This window comes from Vibrio sp. YT-19(2023) (assembly GCF_033337395.1).
The window spans coordinates 141,980-164,948 of sequence record NZ_JAWOQN010000011.1; the positions used below are offsets into that span (position 1 = coordinate 141,980).

The 22,969-nt window shown below is 45.4% G+C and carries 21 protein-coding genes and 3 pseudogenes; 15 read left to right on the forward strand and 9 right to left on the reverse strand.

The features are described from left to right. Positions 1–53: 53 nt before the first annotated feature. From pnp to R7E78_RS10780, 4 genes are all read left to right on the forward strand, one after another. Positions 54–2,189, forward strand: a complete 2,136-nt coding sequence (gene pnp, locus R7E78_RS10765; protein WP_054574827.1) for a polyribonucleotide nucleotidyltransferase — start codon at positions 54–56, stop codon at positions 2,187–2,189. Between the two features lie 178 nt (positions 2,190–2,367). Further along, positions 2,368–3,288, forward strand: coding sequence for a lipoprotein NlpI (gene nlpI, locus R7E78_RS10770; RefSeq protein ID WP_005380101.1), 921 nt, complete (start codon positions 2,368–2,370; stop codon positions 3,286–3,288). 99 nt (positions 3,289–3,387) lie between these two features. Further along, positions 3,388–3,810 (forward strand): MarR family winged helix-turn-helix transcriptional regulator, encoded by a 423-nt coding sequence (locus R7E78_RS10775; protein ID WP_005380103.1) that lies wholly within the window; start codon positions 3,388–3,390, stop codon positions 3,808–3,810. A gap of 124 nt (positions 3,811–3,934) precedes the next feature. Beyond that, the gene (locus R7E78_RS10780; RefSeq protein WP_033905574.1) at positions 3,935–5,281 is read left to right on the forward strand and encodes an MATE family efflux transporter; all 1,347 of its coding nucleotides are present in this window, start codon (positions 3,935–3,937) and stop codon (positions 5,279–5,281) included. 51 nt (positions 5,282–5,332) lie between these two features. Here R7E78_RS10780 and R7E78_RS10785 read toward each other — a convergent pair whose 3' ends face one another. The 3 genes from R7E78_RS10785 to R7E78_RS10795 form a co-directional block, all read right to left on the reverse strand. Further along, on the reverse strand, positions 5,333–6,211 hold the full coding sequence (locus R7E78_RS10785) for a U32 family peptidase (protein WP_021034024.1): 879 nt from the start codon (positions 6,209–6,211) through the stop codon (positions 5,333–5,335). A gap of 20 nt (positions 6,212–6,231) precedes the next feature. Further along, entirely contained in the window at positions 6,232–7,245 is a 1,014-nt protein-coding gene (locus tag R7E78_RS10790; protein ID WP_005386427.1) for a peptidase U32 family protein, read from the reverse strand. A 133-nt stretch (positions 7,246–7,378) separates the two neighbouring features. Further along, positions 7,379–9,418 (reverse strand): bifunctional diguanylate cyclase/phosphodiesterase, encoded by a 2,040-nt coding sequence (locus tag R7E78_RS10795; RefSeq protein WP_005380112.1) that lies wholly within the window; start codon positions 9,416–9,418, stop codon positions 7,379–7,381. A gap of 363 nt (positions 9,419–9,781) precedes the next feature. On the opposite strand from R7E78_RS10795, the gene R7E78_RS10800 reads away from it, so the two are divergent. Both R7E78_RS10800 and R7E78_RS10805 read left to right on the forward strand, forming a co-directional pair. Next, on the forward strand, positions 9,782–10,309 hold the full coding sequence (locus R7E78_RS10800; protein WP_005394645.1) for an SCP2 domain-containing protein: 528 nt from the start codon (positions 9,782–9,784) through the stop codon (positions 10,307–10,309). After that, positions 10,293–10,796 carry a GNAT family N-acetyltransferase gene (locus tag R7E78_RS10805; protein ID WP_005380119.1) on the forward strand — a complete coding sequence of 168 codons (504 nt, stop codon included), beginning with the start codon at positions 10,293–10,295 and terminating at the stop codon, positions 10,794–10,796. Before R7E78_RS10800 ends, R7E78_RS10805 begins: the two co-directional genes overlap by 17 nt. Before the next feature lie 62 nt (positions 10,797–10,858). On the opposite strand, the gene R7E78_RS10810 is transcribed toward R7E78_RS10805, so the two are convergent. Further along, positions 10,859–11,305 carry a hypothetical protein gene (locus R7E78_RS10810; RefSeq protein ID WP_005380120.1) on the reverse strand — a complete coding sequence of 149 codons (447 nt, stop codon included), beginning with the start codon at positions 11,303–11,305 and terminating at the stop codon, positions 10,859–10,861. Between the two features lie 159 nt (positions 11,306–11,464). Here R7E78_RS10810 and R7E78_RS10815 point away from each other — a divergent pair, with 159 nt between their 5' ends. The 6 genes and pseudogenes from R7E78_RS10815 to R7E78_RS10835 all read left to right on the forward strand — a co-directional run bounded on the left by R7E78_RS10815 (position 11,465) and on the right by R7E78_RS10835 (position 15,425). Further along, positions 11,465–11,866, forward strand: coding sequence for a DNA polymerase III subunit psi (locus R7E78_RS10815; RefSeq protein ID WP_005380121.1), 402 nt, complete (start codon positions 11,465–11,467; stop codon positions 11,864–11,866). Positions 11,867–11,878: 12 nt separating this feature from the next. Next, positions 11,879–12,334 (forward strand): ribosomal protein S18-alanine N-acetyltransferase, encoded by a 456-nt coding sequence (gene rimI, locus R7E78_RS10820; RefSeq protein WP_005380122.1) that lies wholly within the window; start codon positions 11,879–11,881, stop codon positions 12,332–12,334. A gap of 285 nt (positions 12,335–12,619) precedes the next feature. Next, a pseudogene (locus R7E78_RS31190) lies at positions 12,620–12,697 on the forward strand (peptide chain release factor 3); the annotation flags it as partial. Between the two features lie 780 nt (positions 12,698–13,477). Beyond that, positions 13,478–13,798 carry a helix-turn-helix domain-containing protein gene (locus R7E78_RS10825; RefSeq protein ID WP_022609784.1) on the forward strand — a complete coding sequence of 107 codons (321 nt, stop codon included), beginning with the start codon at positions 13,478–13,480 and terminating at the stop codon, positions 13,796–13,798. Continuing rightward, on the forward strand, positions 13,791–15,005 hold the full coding sequence (locus R7E78_RS10830; protein ID WP_213870451.1) for a type II toxin-antitoxin system HipA family toxin: 1,215 nt from the start codon (positions 13,791–13,793) through the stop codon (positions 15,003–15,005). The genes R7E78_RS10825 and R7E78_RS10830 overlap by 8 nt, the downstream gene beginning before the upstream one ends. A gap of 225 nt (positions 15,006–15,230) precedes the next feature. Continuing rightward, positions 15,231–15,425, forward strand: coding sequence for a helix-turn-helix transcriptional regulator (locus tag R7E78_RS10835; protein WP_000127614.1), 195 nt, complete (start codon positions 15,231–15,233; stop codon positions 15,423–15,425). An 11-nt stretch (positions 15,426–15,436) separates the two neighbouring features. Here the strand turns inward: R7E78_RS10835 and R7E78_RS10840 are convergent, their stop codons facing one another. The 3 genes from R7E78_RS10840 to R7E78_RS10850 are packed head-to-tail and all read right to left on the reverse strand — an operon-like array spanning position 15,437 to position 17,926. Further along, on the reverse strand, positions 15,437–16,678 hold the full coding sequence (locus R7E78_RS10840; protein ID WP_064376542.1) for a tyrosine-type recombinase/integrase: 1,242 nt from the start codon (positions 16,676–16,678) through the stop codon (positions 15,437–15,439). 1 nt (position 16,679) lies between these two features. Beyond that, positions 16,680–16,949: a hypothetical protein gene (locus R7E78_RS10845; RefSeq protein WP_064376543.1), complete on the reverse strand. Its 270-nt coding sequence runs from the start codon at positions 16,947–16,949 to the stop codon at positions 16,680–16,682. A gap of 2 nt (positions 16,950–16,951) precedes the next feature. After that, positions 16,952–17,926, reverse strand: coding sequence for a ParM/StbA family protein (locus tag R7E78_RS10850; protein WP_064376544.1), 975 nt, complete (start codon positions 17,924–17,926; stop codon positions 16,952–16,954). Positions 17,927–18,390: 464 nt separating this feature from the next. On the opposite strand from R7E78_RS10850, the gene mobI reads away from it, so the two are divergent. After that, positions 18,391–18,834 carry a conjugative transfer protein MobI(A/C) gene (mobI, locus tag R7E78_RS10855; RefSeq protein ID WP_025574216.1) on the forward strand — a complete coding sequence of 148 codons (444 nt, stop codon included), beginning with the start codon at positions 18,391–18,393 and terminating at the stop codon, positions 18,832–18,834. Positions 18,835–18,844: 10 nt separating this feature from the next. Here mobI and umuC read toward each other — a convergent pair whose 3' ends face one another. Further along, the gene (gene umuC, locus R7E78_RS10860) at positions 18,845–20,152 is read right to left on the reverse strand and encodes a translesion error-prone DNA polymerase V subunit UmuC (protein WP_411913423.1); all 1,308 of its coding nucleotides are present in this window, start codon (positions 20,150–20,152) and stop codon (positions 18,845–18,847) included. After that, positions 20,121–20,570 carry a translesion error-prone DNA polymerase V autoproteolytic subunit gene (gene umuD / locus R7E78_RS10865; protein ID WP_169628521.1) on the reverse strand — a complete coding sequence of 150 codons (450 nt, stop codon included), beginning with the start codon at positions 20,568–20,570 and terminating at the stop codon, positions 20,121–20,123. The genes umuC and umuD overlap by 32 nt, the downstream gene beginning before the upstream one ends. Before the next feature lie 655 nt (positions 20,571–21,225). Here umuD and R7E78_RS10870 point away from each other — a divergent pair. After that, positions 21,226–21,861 (forward strand): annotated as a pseudogene (locus R7E78_RS10870) (exonuclease domain-containing protein); the annotation flags it as partial. A gap of 67 nt (positions 21,862–21,928) precedes the next feature. Beyond that, positions 21,929–22,837 (forward strand): annotated as a pseudogene (locus tag R7E78_RS10875) (IS5 family transposase); the annotation flags it as partial. Positions 22,838–22,969 lie beyond the last annotated feature (132 nt).

Sequence of the window (22,969 nt, forward strand, 5' to 3'; positions counted from 1 at the left end):
CACATCTAAGATTTCTTTAAGCACTAAAGGAAGATTAGAAACAAGGAATAACAATGTTCGAAAAACCAGTTGTTAAAACGTTCCAGTACGGTAACCACACAGTTACTTTAGAAACTGGCGTTATTGCACGTCAAGCTACAGCAGCAGTTATGGTCACAATGGATGATACGTCTGTATTCGTATCTGTTGTAGGTAAAAAAGAAGCCGTTGCAGGTCAAGACTTCTTCCCACTAACGGTTAACTACCAAGAGCGTACTTACGCTGCGGGTAAAATCCCAGGCGGCTTCTTCAAACGTGAAGGTCGTCCTTCTGAAGGCGAAACGCTAACAGCTCGTCTAATCGACCGTCCAATCCGTCCGCTATTCCCAGACGCGTTTAAAAACGAAGTTCAGGTTATCGCGACAGTAATGTCTGTAAACCCAGATGTTCAGCCAGATATCGTTACAATGATCGGTACTTCTGCTGCTCTTGCTATCTCTGGCATTCCATTCAACGGCCCTATCGGTGCGGCGCGTGTTGGTCATATCGATGGTCAGCTTGTACTTAACCCTAGCCAAACTGAACTAGAAACTTCTAAGCTTGACCTTGTTGTTGCAGGTACAGAGTCAGCAGTATTGATGGTTGAGTCAGAAGCGGACAACCTAACTGAAGAAGAAATGCTAGCGGCGGTTGTTTATGGTCATGACCAACAACAAGTTGCTATTAAAGCTATCAACGAATTCAAAGCAGAAGTTGCAACTCCTGCTTGGGATTGGGTTGCTCCTGAAGAGAACACAGCGCTTAAAAATAAGATTGCTGATCTAGCAGAAGCTAAACTTGTTGAAGCCTACCAAATTACTGAGAAAATGGCTCGTTACGACCGCATCCATGAGATCGCTGCGGAAGTAAATGAAGTTCTTCTTGCTGAAGATCCTGAAGCAGATACAAAAGAAATCCACACTATCTTCCATGATCTAGAGAAGACAGTAGTACGTAGCCGTATTATTGCAGGTAACCCTCGTATCGATGGCCGTGAAAAAGACATGGTTCGTGCACTAGATGTACGTACTGGTGTTCTTCCTCGTACTCACGGTAGCGCGCTATTCACTCGTGGTGAAACTCAGGCGATCGTTACGGCAACGCTAGGTACTCAGCGTGATGCTCAAATCATCGATGAGCTAACTGGTGAGCGTAAAGATCACTTCCTACTGCACTACAACTTCCCTCCATACTGTGTAGGTGAAACTGGTTTTGTAGGTTCTCCTAAGCGTCGTGAAATCGGCCACGGTAAACTGGCGAAGCGTGGTATTGCTGCAGTAATGCCTTCTGTTGATGAGTTCCCATACACAGTACGTGTTGTATCGGAAATCACTGAATCTAACGGTTCATCTTCAATGGCTTCAGTATGTGGTACTTCTCTTGCGCTTATGGACGCAGGTGTACCAATCAAAGCATCTGTTGCTGGTATTGCAATGGGTCTTGTTAAAGAAGGTGACGATTTCGTTGTACTTTCTGACATCCTTGGCGATGAAGACCACCTAGGTGACATGGACTTTAAAGTAGCAGGTACTAACACTGGTATCACTGCACTTCAAATGGACATCAAGATCGAAGGCATCACTAAAGAAATCATGCAAATTGCGCTTAACCAAGCTCAAGGCGCACGTAAGCACATCCTATCTGTAATGGATGAAGCAATCTCTGGTGCTCGTGAAGACATCTCTGAATTTGCTCCGCGTATTCACACGATGAAGATCAGCGCTGAGAAGATCAAAGACGTTATCGGTAAAGGTGGTGCAGTTATCCGTGCTCTAACTGAAGAGACTGGTACAACTATCGAAATCGAAGACGACGGTACTATCAAGATTGCGGCAACTGAAGGCACTGCTGCGAAAGAAGCTATCCGCCGTATCGAAGAGATCACTGCTGAAGTTGAAGTGGGCCGTATCTACACAGGTAAAGTTGCACGTCTAGCAGACTTCGGTGCATTCGTAACGGTTCTTCCAGGCAAAGATGGTCTTGTACACATTTCTCAAATCGCAGAAAAACGCGTAGAGAAAGTGTCTGACTACCTAGCTGAAGGTCAAGAAGTTCAAGTTAAAGTTCTTGAAATCGACCGCCAAGGCCGTGTACGTCTAAGCATGAAAGAAGCGGTAGAAAAGCCAGCTGAAGAAGCTGCTGCTGAAGCACCAGCTGCTAAAGACGAGTAAGACAAAATGAGACTTTCAGCCTTTTATTAGATTAAGGGCCTGAAAGCATGTTATAAAAGGGGAGCATTTTCGCTCCCCTTTTTTGGTTTGTTTCGATGTATTAACCTCAAACGAGGTTATCGCCTATATTGCATTAAGAGAAATAAATCTTGAGCGGTCCAAACAGGAGTATCAATTAGTGAAATGGTTTCAAACCGCAATTTTATGTGTTGCTATCGCGCTGACCGGTTGTGCAAATACTTCTCAACAATCAGCACAAAAGTGGTTATATCCACCGATGGCGGTGCCACTTCAGCCTAGTGTTCAACAAGAAGTACAAATCGCGCGTCTCTCGCAGTTGCTACAACGTCCCGACCTTAGTGATGAAGTGCGCGCTAAAATGCATTATGAGCGCGGTAGCTACTACGACAGCGTTGGTTTACGTGATCTTGCCCGTTTGGACTTTAACCAGTCTTTGCAGTTGAATCCTGCTCAGCCGGACATCTTCAATCTTTTGGGAGTATACTTTACCCAAGTAGGAGAGTTTGATGCGGCATATGAAGCGTTTGACTCGACCATAGAGTTGGCTCCTGATAATACCTATGCTGAGCGCAACCGTGCGATTGCACTGTATTATGGTGGCCGAATCGATCTCGCTTTAGAAGATATGACCAAGCATTATCAAGAAATGCCAACGGATCCTTTTCGTTCATTATGGCTGTACATCATCGAAGCTGAGCAAAATCCAGAGCAAGCAAAAGCCAATCTTCAACAGCGTTATTTACGAGATCGTAGTGAAGAGTGGGGGTGGGTTCTTGTTGCTATCATGCTGCGAGACGTCTCGGACGAAGACGCGCTTAAAGCAATTATGGATGGAACGAGAGAGAACTATCGTCTAGCTGAACGATTGACGGAAACGTATTTCTACCTTGGAAAGCGTAATCAGCTTGAAGGTGATATCGCAAGTGCCATCTCACTTTATAAGCTCGCGATTTCGTTCAACGTTTACGATTATGTTGAGCATCGCTATTCTTTCTTGGAGTTGGCGCAAATTTACGATCAATTACAGCAAGATAGATTGGCCAAGTTAAAGGCTGCCAAGAAGCTGGAAATTGAATGATTTAGAGCCGCTCGATGAGAGCGGCTTTTTTTATGATTGAACTTGATGAGTGACTCATTTAAAATAGTTAGTCTTGCTAACTAAGTGGTGGTGGCTTTTATGGCATTAGAAGAAAGCTTGATTGATTTAGAGCGTTTTTGCGCCAAAGCTTGGCGTGTCTATGCCAAAGAAGATCCATTATCACATCTAAGCTTTAATGAGTTCGATTATTTACGTGTGATTCAGGTTTACCCTGAGGGTGTGCGAATAACCGATCTTGCAGAAGAGCTGCAAGTGACTAAGCCTTCCGCATCGACAATGGTTGTGCGTTTGGAAAAAAAGGGTTTGGTGAAACGCATCGCATGTAATGAGGATGCTCGTGCTAAGCGTGTGTTGCTTACGGAAGAAGTCGCAGAAAAAATGTCTTTGGAGCAGGTAGTGTACAAAGATATCTCTGACCAAATGATGCAACAATTAAATCAGCAAGAAGCTGAACAGTTACAAGCTTTATTGAATAAAGCATTGAGTAATAAGTCATTTTAAACTGAAGCAAAGGCCTCAGCTGTATGGTTTAGTTTTTGTTGTTTCATCTTTCTTTTATTTAATTTAACCATTTAGTTAGCCTTGCTAATTAAATGGTTAGCTTTGCTAACTACTGGTGACAGTCATGCAAAACTCAATTTATAGACAGTTTTGGAAATATACGATTCCAACCGTCGCAGCAATGCTCGTAAACGGTTTGTATCAAATAGTTGATGGCATTTTTATTGGCCGTTATGTTGGCGCTGACGGATTAGCTGGGATCAATGTTGCGTGGCCTATTATCGGTTCGATCCTCGGTATAGGAATGATGATTGGGGTGGGGACTGGCGCGCTGACTTCGATCAAGCAAGGAGAGAACGATCATGAAGGCGCTAAGCGAATCCTAACGACCGGATTGACGTTGTTAGCGGCATTGATGCCGATCGTTGCTACAATATTGTTCTTGTTTTCGGATGAATTTATTCGCTGGCAAGGTGCGGAAGGGCGAGTGTTTGAACTTGCGCTGCAATATTTGCATATTCTGATTGTCGCGTGCGTATTCACGTTGGGTTCTATCGCAGTTCCGTTTTTATTACGCAATGACGACAGCCCGAACTTAGCAACGATTTTGATGGTCATCGGTGCCGTTATTAACATTGTATTAGACTACGTATTTATTGCTTGGTTGGAGTGGGAGTTAACCGGAGCCGCTATTGCCACTGCACTTGCACAATTAGTGGTCACTGTGCTCGGTATTGGTTACTTCTTTACTTCAAAAGCAACATTACGCCTTCGTATCCGCGACTTCAAAGTTCAGGTTGATGCTGCACCAAAGATTATCATGATAGGTACATCAAGTTTCTTTATGTACGCCTACGGCTCTGTGATGGTGGCACTGCACAACTCGTTATTTGCTCAATACGGAAGTGCAATGTTGATCGGAGCGTACGCCATTTTGGGGTACATCGTGACGGTTTACTATCTGATAGCAGAAGGAATTGCGAATGGTATGCAGCCTTTAGTGAGCTTCAACCACGGTGCACGTAATCAGGAGAACATCAGAAAGTTATTAAAGGTCGCGATGGGGACATCTGTGCTTGGTGGGGTGGCGTTCGTTGTTTTGATGAACCTTTTCCCGTACGAACTGGTTGCGGTGTTTAATAATGCTGACCAACAGTTGATTGATAGCACCGTGATCGGGATTCGTTTACACATGTTTGCGTTGTTCTTAGATGGTTTTTTAGTTGTGGCGGCCGCGTACTATCAATCAGTAAACAAAGGCAGCAAAGCTATGTTTGTAACACTAGGCAACATGCTGGTCCAGTTGCCATTCTTATTCATTATGCCGAAACTTTTCGGCGTGACAGGTATTTGGTTAGCTTTCCCATTGTCTAACATTGCATTGAGTTTGGTCGTGATCAGTATGTTGTGGCGAGATGTGAAAAAGCTGCTTAATGAGAGTTCTGTCGAACCAAGGGTGCAAGCCTGCTAACAAAAGCTAACAGATAAAAGCGAGGCTAGGCCTCGCTTTTATCTTTAAGGATTAAATGGTTTTTACTTCTAAGCCCGCTAGTTGATGCCAATAGCCATTGCATTGGCGGCTTTCGAGCTTTTCAGGATTATCGCCGTATTCGTTTGAGCGAAAACGCTCTAACTCTGAAAAAGTGTCGATACCAAGAGGGCTTAACCGGACCACATCAACCAGCCCTTTCATAGTAGGTAAGTCATTGATGAGGTTGTAGCAATACCCTGACTGTGTTTGAATGCCGTTAAGGTTAAAGACTTCTTGCCCTTCTTGGCTGCTGACCTGGATACCCGTAGGGTATTTGATACAGCAGGTTTCGCAATCGTCTTTCGCTCGGTTTTCAGCTCGGGCTGTGAAACAGCGAGCGGAATACGCTAAAGGCAAATAACCGTGGCTAAATACCTCAACTTCAAACTTGTTACGAATACCAAGCTCGTCACACTGAACTAAAGTATCGTTTAACCATTCGCGAGATAGCTCGACAGGCATGCACCAACGCATCATACCTTGCTTCAAAAATAAGTTGAGCGTGTGTGCGTTATAAGTATTGATTGCAGGGCCAACGACGAAAGGCACTTTATGCTCTGATGCCAATTGAACAGCAGATACGTCATTTGCTTCAATCGCGAAGTCACCGTTGTCGATGTACTTCTTCATTATGTTTACTTCACTCGGAGCTTCTAGTAGTGCCATTGTTGATAGCACCACTTGCTTGCCAGATGCAGACAGCTCTTTTGCGATTTCAAGCCAATGCGAAGGCTTCATTTCTCGACGTTTTGAACATACGGTTTCCCCAAGATAGATGATGTCCGCGGAGCTTGATTTCGCTTGTTCATAAAACGCTTCGATATCTTGTTTTGGCCAGAAGTACAACAGCGGACCAAGCGCGTATTTCATTGAATTATCCATCTTAACCTCTACTGCCATTTGCGGTGATAAGCACCAAGTGTGGTCTGCGTACCTTCAGACACGTTTGCCAATGCGGCATCCCAAGCCGCTTCGACTTGATAAGCTTCTGGGTTTGCTTGGTAACGGTCAATCGCGGCTCGCCATGTTCGAGTGACTTGTTCTACGTAAGCTGGGCTACGTTGGCGACCTTCAATTTTTACAGACGCCACATTTGCAGCAAATAGTTCTGGCAGCATAGAGAGGGTGTTCAAACTGGTTGGTTCTTCCAGTGCGTGGTAGCGTTTTTTCTCGCCTTCGATTTCTGCTTCGAAACGACCTTTACACAAGGTAGGGTAGCCCGCATTTTCACCGGCGCTGTAGCGATCGATCAAAATGTCGTTAAGGCGGGATTCCAGACCATTTTCTGTTTCTTGCCAGCGAACGTACTTAGCTGGAGAGCATGCTCCCACAGTGTTTGGAGACTCGCCTGTCATATATGACGATAGGTAGCAGCGACCTTCAGACATGATGCAAAGGCTACCAAAAGCAAAGACTTCTAACTCGACATCGCTAGTGATGTTGCGTGAAAGCTGTTTGACCTGATGAATCGATAAAACGCGAGGTAATACTACCCGTTTTACGTTGAAGTTTTGTTTGTAAAAATCAATGGCTGCGACGTTGGTCGCTGATGCTTGCACTGAAAGGTGTAGTTCTAGATCGGGATATTTGCGAGCCGCGTACTCCAGCACTGCAATGTCTGCAACAATCAGCGCGTCTACACCCAGTGCCGCTGCATTGTCTACTGCGTTCGTCCAGCGCTCGAAGCCATTGGGATGAGCGAAGGTATTCAACGCGACATGAATTTTTTTATTGCGGTCATGAACGTATTGCACCGCTTTTTCTAACTTTTTGCCGTTAAAGTTGAGGCCAGCAAAGTGACGGGCGTTGGTATCATCTTTGAAACCAATGTAGACGGCATCGGCACCGCAATCAATCGCAGTTTTTAACGCAGGCAGGTTACCCGCGGGACACAAGAGTTCCATATGCTCACAATCATTGAGAATAAAAAGGTGTCCGCATTTTATGAAGAATTATGAATAGCGAAATTGACCTAAGTTAGGTTTAGCTCAATAAAGTCGATATTTACCCCTTGCGAGTAAGGGTATCGGGTCGGGGTTAGTTCTTGTGACGACGATTCTGTACAAACAGCTCTTCAATTTCATGTTTTGGCTGCGGGCGATAAAAATGGAATCCTTGAATCGCATTACATTGAAGGTTAGAGAGCAGGGTCGCTTGCTGGTGGGTTTCCACCCCCTCGGCAACGACAGTTAAGTCGAGCGACTTACCCAGATTAATGATGTTTTCAATCACAGTGACTTGTTTCGGTAGTGTGTCGATATCATTAATAAAAGCGCGGTCGATTTTTAGCTCGTCAATAGGAAAACGCGCTAAGTAGGAAAGAGAAGAGTAGCCGGTACCAAAGTCATCGATAGAGAGAGCGAAGCCAAGCTTTTTAATCGCATTCAACATTTGCAGTGTATGTTCGCTATCACTCATCACGGCACTTTCGGTTAGCTCGAAGGTAATGCAGCTTGGATCAAGCTCGGTAGTGCGAAGCAGCTTTTCCATAAAGTCGATCAGCTGTGGGTTGCCAAATTGCTCGGGAGAGAGGTTGATGGCGACACGGCCTGGCAGTATGCCTTGTTGCTTCCAACGTTTTACCGTATTGAAAACATCACGCATCACGACACGTCCAAGGTGTTCTATTAACCCAGCGCGCTCGGCGACAGGAATGAATGAGCCAGGACTAATGTACCCTTCGACTGGATGCTTCCAACGAACGAGCGCTTCTGCGCCGTTGATACTGAAGTCTCGCGCGTTAACCTTAGGTTGATACCACACTTCCAAACCGTTCTGCTGCAATGCTTTTTGCAGTTCAATTTCAAGCCACAAACGCATACGCGCTTCTTTGTTCATTTGATCGTTAAATTTGATCAGACGATTTCTACCACGATCTTTGGCTTCATACATCGCAGTATCGGCATTTTGTAGTAGGATTCGCGCATCTTGTCCGTCTTCAGGGTATCGAACGCTACCAATTGAACACGCAAGGCGTTTACTGAAGTGGTGCAAGTCGAAAGGTTGGTTGATCAACGAGATAATGCGATCGGACAAAATTTCAGCCATGCGGGTGTTTTCTGGCTCCGGCAGAATGACGCCAAACTCATCGCCACCCAAATGACCAATAATCGCTTGGTTTGGCAGTAACCGTTTAAGACGGGCCGATACCTCTTGAATCACTTTATCGCCAATATGGTGACCAAGTGAGTCATTAATGTTTTTGAAGTTATCGATATCCAAATAGAACACCAGAAGCGGTGTTTGCTTTTTGATCAGCTGTTCCAAACGTTTGGTGAAGCCAAAGCGGTTGTAGAGTTTGGTGAGCGAGTCAATGTGTATGTCTTCATTCGATGCAGAAGACAGGTTTTTGGGCGCATCATCAGCATCTTGGATTAGGATAATTTGAGATTCGCTACCTAATATCGCCGTGGAATCCGCGTGTAGCTGAACTTTCCGTTCAAAGCCGCATCTTGCACTGGTTAAGCAGACAAAAGGTTTGTCAGAAATTAATGTACTCAATCGATGACTAAATACCTTTTTACTGTTTTCATCGATGAATAAACGACTTAGCTCTTCGCCCAACAATTCATGAGGAGAGTTAAGTCCGAGAAGGCGCGCTGATGCGGGGTTCGCAGAGATGACAATATCATCTTCGATAAGCAGTAAGCCGTCTGGTAGCAGTTGTGTTAACTTCGCAAACTTACTTTCGGACTCTTCTAAGGAGCGAACGAGTATCTGCTTTTCTGAAGTATCGACAGCGTGAAAAACAACAAAGCGAATGTCGTTACCTTCAAAAACTGGCGAAAGACTAAAGTGAAGACTGGTTTCAAGGTCGGTTTCATCGAGCGTGATTTCGGCTTCGACATGTGCCCCTTTGAACGCGCGCTGATAGTATGGTGCAAGCTTCTTATAAAACTGTTCACCCAGCACTTGGCAATCGTTTAAGCCGACGATTTCCTCATGACTTAAACCTGCGATATCGCAGTAACGGTCACTTACCATTCGATAATTGTGTTTTTTATCAAGAATGGCAAAGAAGAAAGGGCTATTTGAGGTTAGCGTGGCAAACCAATGTTTTAATTGCTGGGAAGGCATTAGGGTATTACCGATCTCCAATGAGCCAGATTATTCGTCCGTGTATAAAAAGCGACACCCTGATAAGCCTGCGGCGATCTACCACCAAGCCAAAGTGTTACTTGCCATTAAAGGGCTCGCGGTTTTAGCTGTGCAGTCGACAATCACATGGATACGCTCAGATAACTATAACTTTGAAAATACGGTTGTAAAAGTGTTTATCCACCTGTTCGCATCAATAATACACGTAAGTTCAAAAAAAGAAGCGTTAGTGAGCAATAAACCACCAATCTAAAATAAGCACTTTATTGATACATAACAGTAATCTCATCGCCACGATTGCTTAATATAAGCAACCTAATGACAAAGTAACGGATAATGAACGTGTTAAACAAGATTCGCAGTCAACTAGTAAAGAACGCAGCTAATATTTTGCGTTCTCCAGTCCAGTTATTACCACAGCCAATTCAGCAAAAAGCGTTGCTAGAAGGGCTAAAAATGGTGTTTAAAGAAGCCTTGGAAGATGGTGACTTTGAGTTCCTTGAAGACAAGTGGTTAAAAGTTGCGATTAAAGACTTGAACTTAGCATGGTACATCAGCTATCAAGACGAAAAATTGGTGGTAGCTGAAAAACCAGTTCAGGAAGATGTGAGTTTTAGTGGTAATCTAAACGACCTAGTACTGATTGCTGGTCGTAAAGAAGACCCTGACACACTGTTCTTCCAACGTCGCCTTTCAATTGAAGGTGATACTGAGCTTGGCTTAGAAGTGAAAAACTTAATGGACAGTGTCGACTTAGAGCAGTTACCGAAAGCAATGCAAGTCGCTTTGAATCAATTGGCTGATTTTGTTCAGAAAGGAGTTCAAGCGCCTGCACAACCAACCGGAGTAGCGAATGCTTATTCGAACTGAAGCCCCAGCGGACATTCTTACCATTGACCGCTTATTGAAACACGCCTTCCCGACGGAAGCTGAAGCTGAGCTTGTGATGCGTTTGCGCGAAAACAGCAAATTCACGCTTTCCTTAGTCGCGTGTACAGATGAGGGAGAGGTGATAGGCCATGCTTTATTTAGCCCTGTGACCTTAAATGGTGAAGATTTGTCATGGCAAGGGCTAGCGCCATTAGCTGTTCATGAAGATTACCGTCGCCAAGGCATCGCTGCAGAGTTGATCAAAGAAGGTTTTGATTCACTGCGTGATTTTGGTTACCCAGTGTGTGTGGTGTTGGGCGATCCTGATTATTACGCGCGCCAGGGTTTTCAATCATGCGACGAGATGGGCTTTGAATGTGCTTGGGATGTCCCTAAAGGTGCATTTCGAGTCGCAGAGTTGGTCGAAGGTCAATGTGCTGGACGCTCCGGACGCATAGACTATGCGCCAGAGTTCTCTGAACTGTAAATGAAAGAAGCCCACGACTAAGTGGGCTTCTTTCTTATTCACTGAAAACTGAGATAGGGAGGTTAGGATGACTGGTTACTTTTCTTTTTGCCCCAGACCTCTATTTTCGCTTTTTTACTTACCCCTAGCAGGCTAAGTTTTGTGCTTCCCCAGCTACTGTAAGTCATTTCAATCCGTTTTAGCTTGGCTTCTTTTGTACCTGGAAGGCTCCAGGCACGAGTCGACAATCCGCTTGTTAGTACGCCCATAGAGGAAAGCTTTTTCTCACTACCATCTGTCATGACGACTTTTAAACCATTCATGTCTACCGTTCCTTGCACACATTTTAGTTTTATTTTACTGAAGCTTCGGTTTCGGAATAGGCTATTTGGTGTCACGGTATCTGTTTCTGTATGAAAGTTAACGGTTTTCGTTGCAATCAGCTCCCACTCATCGCTGTTATTAGCAAAAACACTCACGCTGGTGGCGGCTACCAGTGTGCAAAGTAGTAGCGTATTTAAGAATTTCATAATGTACCTCATATGTCATACCCAATGTGTGGCCGTTGGCAAAACGCTATGTTCAGGAATATCCAAATCATCTCATTGTGTTCAGGTGTTCCTTGAAGTCCTTTAGGTATAATCGCGATAATTTGATAGGATTGCCCTCGTTCAAATAGGTGACGGAAAATGTCAATTAACGAGAAACAGTATTTACGTGAAATGGGGATCAGCACATGGGAGCTGGTACACCCTGAAAGACTGGAAGGCTATCAATCGCCATTATTGGATTTGCAAAGTTCATGTAAACTCCTATTGGTATCGCCAATATGTCCAGAAAACGAGACGGCATTGATGTTTGAGCGCGTATTAAAAAGCATTAAGCTCACGCTTGATGATGCGCTACACCTAGAGCCTGAGCGCTTATCCATGCTGGGTGAACATCAGCTAGAGTGGGTGTGGTTTGCAGGCTGTGAGGCTGATCAAAGCATCAAGGCAAAGCACCTGACCTCGCCACTATTACAAGATATTGATGGTAATAACGAACAGCGCCGCGCATTGTGGCAACAAATCTGTTCGTACTCTTCTTAACGGAGCTAATGCGTGACAATTGAAATTACGCCGATGCGTGCAGAGCACCTCGACCAAGTTTGGCAAATCGAGCAGCAAGCACATTCTCACCCTTGGGCCGAATCTTTGGTTCGTGACTTATCCAGTCGCGGTGCTTGCCATCATGTGATGCTGGAAGGCTCTCAAGTGGTTGGTTACTTCTATGGACAGAATATTGTTGGAGAAGTGACACTATTAAATATTGCAGTAGCGCCTTCTCAACAGGGCAGAGGGCTAGGGCAAAAATTGCTGGACGCGTTTATTGAATACTGTGAACAAGCCAAAGCAGAGAGTGCTTGGTTAGAAGTGCGTGAAAGTAATCACCCAGCTATCCATATTTATGAGCAAGCAGGTTTTAATGAAGTGGACCGTCGTTACAACTATTACCCAGCTAAATCGGGAAATGGTAAGGAAGACGCCATTATCATGAGTTACTTATTTTTGAGTTAGTTTTAGGCCGTTACTAATTACCTCATCAACACTTATGCTTTAAATGCGTATCCGGATTCGAGGCTTTTGAATATGTAATAATAATTTTTTGAATTTTTACATCTCTTTGTGTGGAGCTGGCTTTCCCTTGTTAGTTGCAGGTAAAGGCTGGTGAGCCGAGTAAATTCAGTTCATGTCTTTCCAGTTTGCTAGCACAGCGATAATAAGCGAGAATACCGCACAATATCGAATAGTAGATATGCTTGCCTATTTTGTGAGCATGAAAGTAATTTAGAAGATTAACTAATGTCAAATCCCCTTTTTTTAGGCGAAGTGTCTAAGCGCAGAACGTTCGCTATTATTTCTCACCCTGATGCCGCCCAGCCTTTCAACGCTTAAAACCACCTTTCATTGCACACCACAATTACATCTCTACTTACTGAATTTAAAGGCTTTTTGTCTTTTTCTCGTTTCTTTGCTTTTCAATGATGTTCAAGCGTAACCTCGGAAAGTGTGTACAAACTTGAGTACAAATTCCGTTTTAGAGGCCTTTTGCGAAAATTCCATGACACAAACCTGGCTGTAGGCCTTGTGGTTACTGGGTTTGGCGTAAAAAGTACTACCGTTAAAAAGAGTCTCTTTTTTTGGTAAATGTTTTCTTCTGTACCAAATTACAAAATTTAATGAGGGAGTTTATTGTTGGCGTGATTTTCGCTTTAGTGTTCGTTTTTGAAGATGCTTGAAGCGAACCAATACGGTTATTTCTAATTGAGATATCAGACTTACCTTCAAATTTAGTTGCTGTTTACACCATCATTTTGCACTTGTTTTTCGACTTGTGTGTACAAAATTTCCTGTAACTGTGTACAAACTTCCTCTTTGTTGCACTTATCTTCTGGCGATTTGACGCGAGTTCTTCTGTAGCCCTTGCTGTATAAGGGCTGAGCTACAAAAGTACTTAGGGAGTTTGATGCGTCAGTTGGCGATTATCAGCGAGAGTATCGCTCTTTTGTCGATGACAAAAATCTCCTTCTACTTATATGTAATTATGTATCTGGTCATGGCTTTTGATATGTAATGGCTAATCAAATTTGTGTTATTTAAGGTACTGTGATATGTTTTTGTATATAATTATTCTTAATTGATGCATTAAGGCATATCGAAATGAGCTATGTAACAGAGCAGATACTAGAAAGTCTTCGAGAAGCTCGGGTACGAAAGGGGTTTAGCCAGAGAGAGTTAAGTGCTCGTTCGGGTGTGCCTCAAAGCCATATTTCGAAAATCGAGTCTGGCAGTGTTGATTTAAGAATATCCAGTTTGATTGCACTTGCCCGTGTACTAGACCTAGAGCTATTGGTTGCGCCTAAAAAGTCTGTACCTGCCATCAAGTCGATCATTCGAAGTGGCCAAGGTATTAACGGCATTAGCGATGAGGGTGAGTCAATGTCGCCCGCGTATCAGTTAGAGGAAGACGACGATGACTAACCATGTCTCTACGCTCAACGTGTTGCTGTACGGTGAACCCATTGCCACTATCACCAACGTGGGCAATGACAGAACGCTTTTTGCCTTTATGGATTCGTACATTCATGATGAATCGCGGCCCGTGTTAGGACTTAGCTTTAAAGATTCGCTAGGTGGCCTGCTGACTAGCTTCAAACCGACCCAAACTAAGTTAACCCCGCTTTTCTCTAACCTTTTGCCAGAAGAAACGATGAGAAATTACCTAGCAGAGCGTGCCGGAGTGAACCCCGCGAGAGAATTTTTTCTATTGTGGGCACTGGGACGGGATCTGGCTGGCGCGATCACGGTTGAGCCTGCGAATGGTGAATCCTTACCACCTAATGTGTATCAAGACATAGAAGATGAAAAGAAGACTGATGGGCCAATGCGTTTTTCATTGGCGGGAGTGCAATTGAAGTTTTCAGCGGTGCAGCAGGCAAATGGCGGTTTGACGATCCCAGCAACCGGTCAAGGTGGTTCTTGGATTGTAAAATTACCGTCGTCTCGATTTGAAGCTGTGCCAGAAAATGAATATTCAATGATGGAACTGGCTCGAATGTTGGGAATGAATGTGCCAGAAACGCAGTTACTCCCTATTAATCAGATTGCTAATATCCCAAATGGCATTGGCAAATTTGGTGACAGTGCGTTTGTGATCAAACGTTTTGACCGTGCAGATGGTCAAGCTGTGCACATTGAGGACTTTGCGCAAGTGTTTGGCGTTTATCCTCAAGATAAATACAAAAAAGCCAGTATGCGCAATATTGCTCAGGTTATCGGCATCGAAGGCCAAGACGATGATATCGCAGAATTTACTCGCCGATTGGTGTTCAATACGCTAATTGGAAATGCAGATATGCATTTGAAGAATTGGTCTGTGATCTATAAAGATAAGCGCACAGCATCAATAGCACCTGCTTATGACTTTGTCTCGACCATTCCTTATATCTCCGATGATAGTGCGTCGCTGAAGGTGAGCCGTAGCAAGAAATTCAGTGATTTCACGTTAGATGAGTTATCACACCTAGCAGCTAAAGCCATGCTGCCAGAAAAATTGGTGTTAGATACCGCCAAACAAACCGTAGCAGGCTTTCATGAGGTATGGGCGAAAGAAAAAGCGCATTTACCGCTTACCAAATCGATGATTGAAGCAATCGAAACACACTTACGAAGCATACCGCTACGCTGAATTTCTGGAAGCTAGAGTGTGAATATCGATGTTTGTCGTAATGATGGTTTAACTTCACGCTAATTTACGGCGCTTTGCGCCGAAAATTGGACGTTTGGTAAACTGAATAATGATACCAGTGTTTTTATACGGCTGATCTTCTGAACAAATCATGCATCTTTCTGACCATCAACAAGTGATGAATCAGGCGATGATAGCTTTACATTGATTTTCAGGAGAATGCAGATGACAGCAGTAGCGCACCAAGTAACCCCTTTTCTCACGTCTTACGAAGTGATGGCTCGTTACCACATTAGCTATACGACGCTCTGGCGAAGAATAAAAGATGGCAGCTTGCCGCAACCTCGTATCAACCGAAATACACGAAACAAGCTGTGGCACATTGAAGACTTGGAAGAGTATGAGAAGAAAGAGGACTGAGCCTCTTTCTTTTACTGTCCGAAACGCCAGTTGAATGGAAAGCCTGTCGGCTCGATGATGGTTTCTAGTTGTTGATACCAAACGTCGTAAGCATGACGCATTTCATCCAGGTACTGATATTGGTTGTAGATAGCATCCAACCCTTTTTTGCTGTGGCCAATCATCAACTCGGCAACTTCTTGCGTCGTGATGGCCGACATTCGTGTTCGCATCGTTCTGCGTAGATCATGCATAGACCAATGTTCCATCTCAATACCAAGCGACCTGCGAGCCCAGATTTTCACATTGTTAGGAATAGTGGTATCAAAGCCATTTGTGGCAAGTGCTTCTTGTCCGTTCGCGGGAAACAAGTAAGTTGATTTACTCATCTGCATCGCCAGTTCAATCAGCTCGATAGCTGGTTTGATTAATGGCCGCATGATCGGCGCTCCTATTTTCTCACCTTGTTTGCGGATCTCTATAGGCACTGTCCACATTGCAGATTGCAAATCAAAGTGATGCTTTTCAGCTTGAATGAGTTCGCCCTTGCGACCGCCCAATAGCAGAAGCAGCTTTATGTAGATGCGGTTCTTCTCAGTGATTTTTGACTCGTGCAAATAGCGCCAAAGTATCCTGATCTCGTTGTCATTTAGCACCCGAGTTCGTTTGCCTTTCTTACCGCCAACTTTTTTTGCTGTGATCCCAGCGGCAGCGTTAATTTCCAAAATTTGTTCATCAATCAGCCAGTCATAAAACTTGTGCAGCACAGACACCAGGCGTTCTGTGTTTGAAGGGGACGACTCCGAAACCTCACGAAGACAGTTTCGTAAGGATAATTCATTGATGTCAGTTAATGGGTACTTGCCAAGTCGAGGCAGCAAATATATTTCACTGCTGCGTTTTTGGTAGTGCCACGTTTTCTCCTTTAGCCTTTGCTTACCGGCAGAGTCTATCCAGTCTCGAAAAATCGATTCGAAGCTTTGGTTGGCAGAATACTTGGCCCGTTCCTGCTGTAGGTAGAGCTTGGGGTTTCTGCCCTGGTCGAGTACCGCCCTTAACCTATCCAGCTCATTCCTGGCTTCAGCAAGCTTCATAAGTGGGTAAGTACCTATGTCTACTCGCTGTTGCTTGCCATCGAAACGATAACGAAACTGAAAAACAATTTTGCCCTTGGGCGATACCCGAGCGCTTAGCCCGTCTCGGTCGGCTTTTACTACGGTTTCTTTTGCTTCTTTATTTAACCTGGCATCGAGCCAGCTAACTGATAACGCCATGTTATAAGCCCAGCCCTAGTTTTGATTTTAATGATTGCTTACGTGATTCTGCTTCGGGTTCTGGCGCTGTACTCATAAAAGTCACTTCACCATCTGGTGCATGGCCATCCACCGGTGCAGATGTCGTCGATAGATTGGTTTGGCTCATGTGAATTAGGCCAAAGGTGGCCAGCATCCGCAGACGCTCAGCGCGTTCCCGTGGCGGCGTCTTTTCTAATTCTTTGAGCAGTTCAGGGTGGCTCCCTGGGGGAATGTTGACGACGACTCTCATGATCAGGCCCCATAAAACCAGAAGCCTCGGACGTTCGCCAAAACAGACTGCTCCGGCACGATGATCTTGCTTCGTGAAAAAATCTCCTTGGCCGCTTCCTTATAAGTCAAGGCCCCACCTCCGGCGATCAATACCAAGTCCGCGTTAATGCTTTCGTCACGCATGGATTGGCGCATGGCTGTAAGAGCAACAGGCGCTACCTTTTTCATGGCAGTATTCAGACAAGGTGAAACATCGACTTTTTCTCCAAATAGCAGCACCTGCAAGTCGCCGGTTCTCATGGCTTTTTCAAGTCGATCCATACCCACTTTGGCACCGTGATCTTCCGAAATCAGCTTATCAATCGTTTCCAGTAGCACGGACATTGCCTGAAGACTGGTTCCTGATGAGCTGTAGCGAATTTCTCCGGCCTCAAGGGCAACCCAGTCAACAGAAAAGAAGCCTGGATCGATGACGACGACGCGACCTTCTTCAATCAAGCCCAAATCACCACCTGTTTGAACCAGATCCATATAGGCACCGGCAGGCTGCGGCAGCACTTTGACGTCATGAACAGTGATGCTGCGCTTAGGCGTCACTTGATGGACACCTTTTAAACGCTGCACAAGGTCTGACTTACGTTGTGGTTCATGAAACTGGGAAACCGGTAATCCAGTGACAACCAAATCGATGGAGTCAGTTTCAGCCATTAACAAGGCAGCATGAAAAAGCGCCTTATAGGTTTTTGTGGTGGGATATTCGGGGTTAAGCTCTCGTTCCCAGCCTTGAAGGCGTCCAGCTGGCACACCGGCGGCCCAACGCTCATTATCGACAGACACATACAAACAGGTTTCATCATCGCCTCCACTGATACGATCCGGCATACGATCCGCAGGACCGGCACCCGCAGGCAGAATAATGGTTTTCGGTTCACTGCCTGATTGGCCAATGGCCAGCTTCAGGTTTGAGTAACCGATATCTACGCCTAGTACAAACATACTTATCTCCTGTGCACTCAAAGTGCTCTAACGGTTTTCAATCAACCGCACTGACCACGCTTGGGCATTTCCAAGTACTCTGGCGGTTCACTCAAATGTCATTATCAGGATTCGGTGCACTGGCGGTGGGCAGAAAGGTGACAAATCCTTTCATCTATCTGCCTATTGCATTTTCGCAAAAGTATGAGAATAGGCTCTGTTTGGCGGCGAATGACTGAGTCAAAAAAATCGAGACGCCAAACGTCGTTTGCATTCTGGCCTGAACTCGCCAAACGGTTTGTATCTTCATGGCGATACGTCTTTTTAGGCGCTTTTAAGTGAAATCGGCCTGTATCCCTTGTCATGTATGGGATTGCGCGAGTTGATTTATATCGAGACGCCAAACAGTGATTGTTACGGCAGTTTTACGTTTGGCGTTTCGATCCAAAAGCCAAACGGATAGTGGTTTTGGCTTTTGGGGTTAATTGGATGGGGAAATTGGTTTGGTAGAAATCGTCAATGAACAATGGAAAGCAGAGGTATCAGATTTACTTCAGCAAGAAACGGACAGGCTAAAAGCGCTGGCACGAGCTGAAGTTGATGACTTTTGGGTTACCCATTACAAGGTTCGTGAGAATGAGCCCTTTAAAGATTGGGGGCTGCTTGGTGTCCGTATCAGAGACTTTAAGTATGGCTTTGGCATTGAGTGGTACATCAACAGTTTTCACGGTCAACGAGGCAAACGCGTGGTCTTTAGCAAGGGGCTGCGTATTTCCAAGACGAAGCTCAGATACTCATTTTTGGACTGCCAAGGTTTGGCCAAAGAGTGGGAGCTAGCGCTGGCCATGGAGAAAGAGGAATTTTTCAGTGATATTCGACGCCAGGTTGATAAGCTCAACATGCTGCGTCGCAGAGTGAATGCCTATTGAATCGCAGGGTCTACTTCACTCGTGGTAACTGGTCCCAGCGTGTTGTATAGGCGGGAGATAAATGCTCTCGCTTCATTGACCAATCTTTCTTCGTACCTTGTCCAGCAAAGAAAACCTTTCCGGCACCGCTTTGGTTAATGGTGTCCAATACAGACATTAACTGTTGGCTATTTGAGCGGGTCGATACGTCATCGAATAGTCCTGACTGAAACATGCCAAGATCGTAAAAGTCAGATAGCATGACGCCCGCTTTGGCATAACGAAAACCATCCTTCCAAATCCGCTTGAGTAAGTGATTGGCCAGCTCGATAAAATCCCGCGTGTCGCAACTGGGGATTAGCAATTCACCCGATGCAGAGTTGCTGTACTGCGGCTCGTTGTCCTTAAAGGGGCTGGTACGTATGAACACGGTCAGCACTTTGGCTTGCTGCTGTTCTTTGCGTAGCTTCTCAGTGGCGCGGGTTGCGTATTCGCAGACGGCCTCACGTAACAATTCAAAGTGCGTTACTTTTACGCCAAATGAACGGCTACAGACAATTTGTTTCTTAGCTGGCGGGATCTCTTCAAGTTCAATGCACGAGTCACCATTGAGCTCTCGGACGGTTCTCTCTAAAACCACTGAAAACTGGTCTCTGATGGCTCTAGGAGAGGCATTGGCTAGGTCTAGGGCTGTGGTGATACCCAAAGCATTTAAACGCTTAGAAAGCCGTCTACCAACGCCCCAAACATCATCAACTGGGACTAATGCGAGTAATCGACGTTGCCGATCTGGATTGGTCAGGTCTACAACGCCCTGAGTGGCGGGATACTTTTTGGCGGCATGGTTTGCCAGTTTGGCGAGTGTTTTAGTCGGTGCAATGCCGACACAGACGGTGATCCCAATCCAGTGGCCTATGCGCTCCCGCACTTGTTGTCCGAACTCGACAAGGGATAGGGCAGACTCAATACCGGTTAAATCCAAAAACGCTTCGTCAATGGAGTAAACCTCTACTCGTGGTGCCATCTCTTCCAAAGTGCGCATCACTCGACTGCTTAAATCTGCATACAGCGCATAGTTGGATGAAAAAGCCAAAATGCCATGGCGCTGCATTTCAGCTTTGATCTGAAAGACGGGTACGCCCATTTTAATACCGAGTAACTTGGCTTCACGCGACCGTGCAACCACGCAGCCGTCATTGTTGGACAGCACCACAACCGGCGTATCTTTTAAATCAGGACGAAACAGCTTCTCACAACTGGCGTAAAAATTGTTGCAGTCCACCAAGGCAAATACAGGCATGGGATAGTCACGACTTACGGCGCATGTTTCGCACCACATTGGTGACCACACCAAATATCTCTAACTCTGTCCCTTCGGGAATATGGATAGGTTCATACGCCCGGCTTCTTGGGATCAGCTTGACGCACGGCCTTAGTTGAAGCTCCTTTACCGTGAGTTCACCATGGATGCCAGCGATGACAATGTCACCGTGTTCTGCTTGGACAGAGCGATCAACCGCCAGAATATCATCTGGGTGAATCCCGGCATCAATCATAGAATCACCTTCAACACGCACAAAGAAGGTTGCAGCCGGTCGTTTGATGCACAGCTCGTTAAGGTCGAGCGTTTGCTCAACATAATCCTGCGCTGGTGAGGGAAAACCAGCAGAAACACGTTCCATGAACAATGGAATACGAAGGCGCTTGGCTTTGATGAAGGCAAGTGCGCCGCTACGGCCTATCAGCGAGACACTCATGACGAACCTCGAAAAAAATAGAATTGATACTGTTTGTTCATACAGTATCTAATACTATGCTGATTTCTACAAGTAAAATTGTAGGTAAAACTGTAGTTGTTCGAGTAAGACGTTGTTTCGTGGGTGATTTCTTTTTTGTGTTGAAAAGCTTGATGTGGGGGATCGCTCGCCCTCGTCAAAGCCGCAAGGCTTGGACAATACTGCTTCTGCCTACTGTTCTTGTTTCTGTTAATGATCCTGTTACTGCTACTGGTTAACGCATGGGTTAGGTAACCGTCAAACAAGGCTTGTTGAACCCTTCGCAAAGGGTTTCAAAACAGTTAGTAAAATTCTGCTTCGTATTGAATTTACTGGCTTAAAGCGAAGTCAGGAGAATCATTAAAATGCTCAGTCGAACTCGGTTCAAGCCTTTTGCAACCGTTTGAAAAGGGGTTGGCTAAGCCATACGTAAAGGGTATCGGTAAGGGTTGCCTAAACGGTTTAGCTAAGACTTTCTGAAAGGCTTAGCCAAAGCCTTCATACATGGGTTCACCCAGTAGAAAGATTAAAAAAACGCTGAGGTATCCAAGGTGCATTTTGTACAAACGCGTTTATAAACGAACAGGGCACAGTGAAATAACCCAAAGCGAACAACAGAATTGAAGAGGAACCATCAATGACAAGAGCCCCTGCACCATTTCCGCTAGAGCGCCTCGCGGATATCCCAGAAAGACCAGAAGATTTTAGATTGCTGGAGCGCATTCCATTAACGCGTAAACCGCAGTCCTGGCCACTTGAACTTTCTGCTGTGGTCGGTGATGAACAGCCAATGGTGGTTCTCTACTATTTGGTTAAGGTGCTTTACAGCCCCTCTGCTCAGCGGATTGTGTCGATTGTTGATGTGATCAGTTTGTATGAAGATCCCGGCAAGCCAATCCCTGAGCTGATTACCGAGTTAACCGGTATCACCGATGACATGGTGCAACGCCAGCGCATTGATGATGCACTGGTTGCGAGTTGGTTATCCGATGATCCGCTGGTGGTCGCGCACAATGCACAGTTTGATCGTCCTTTCTTTGAAAAGCGGTTTGTCACATTAGGCCATCTATCTTGGGCCTGTTCAGCCAGTGGCATAGATTGGAAAGCATTGGGTTTTGAAAGTCGAAAGCTTGAGTACCTGCTGCTTCGCTTAGGTTGGTTTTATGAAGGACACCGAGCTGCAACCGATTGTTTGGCGATGGCTTGGTTGTTCCATTTGTTGCCCGAGTCCGTTGCAAACTTGTTGTCTGAAGCAGACAGGCGAACTGTGTTAGGGAAGGTGCGAATAAGTCCCTAATGTGAGATCATAGTGGTACAGTCCATCACAACGACCAACACCCATGAGCCAACAATTCACCTTTGCCGATAGTGAGTTTTCCAGCAAGCGCCGCCAAACACGTAAAGAGATTTTTTTATCCCGGATGGACAACCTGTTGCCGTGGTCTCAACTGCTCGAAGTGATTGAACCCTTTTACCCAAAAGCCGGCAACGGCCGCCGCCCGTATCCACTTGAGACAATGTTCCGCATTCATTGTATGCAGCAATGGTACAGTCTTGGTGACGAAGCGACCGAAGATGCGTTATACGAAATTGCTTCAATGCGTCAGTTTGCACGATTATCACTGGATAAAGCGCTCCCAGACTGCACCATCATCATGAACTTCCGGCATTTACTCGAAAAACACCAACTGGCACGCAAGCTGTTCAAAACAGTCAATCAATGGCTGTCTGACTGCAGCGTGATGATGACACAGGGCACCTTGGTGGATGCCACGATTATCGAAGCCCCAAGTTCCACCAAGAACAAAGACAAACAACGTGACCCAGATATGCATCAGACCAAGAAAGGCAATGAATGGCACTTCGGCATGAAAGCCCATATTGGCGTTGATGCCAACAGCGGTCTCACCCATACGCTAGTCACTACTGCCGCCAACGAACATGGCCTAAACCCATTGAATAAGTTGCTGCACGGTGAAGAGGAATTCGTTTCCGGCGATGCCGGTTATCAGGGCGCACAGAAACGGGAAGAGCTGGAAGACGCTGATGTGGAATGGTTAATCGCCGAGCGCCCCAGCAAAATTCGCGCATTGAAAAAGCATCCCCGTAAGAACAAAACTGTCATCAGGATTGAATACCTGAAAGCCAGTATCCGTGCAAAAGTGGAACACCCATTTCGCATCATCAAGTGCCAGTTCGGGTTCATCAAAACGCGTTATAAGGGACTGATGAAAAATGACTCACAGTTATACCCGTGATCATTGAAGGTGCTTGATTTTTCCTTAAAGCAGGATCATGCTACGAACCATGAAAATTACACTGACTCCACAACAGAAACAACAGCTCGAAGAGATGCACGATTCAACTCGTGATGGTCGAGT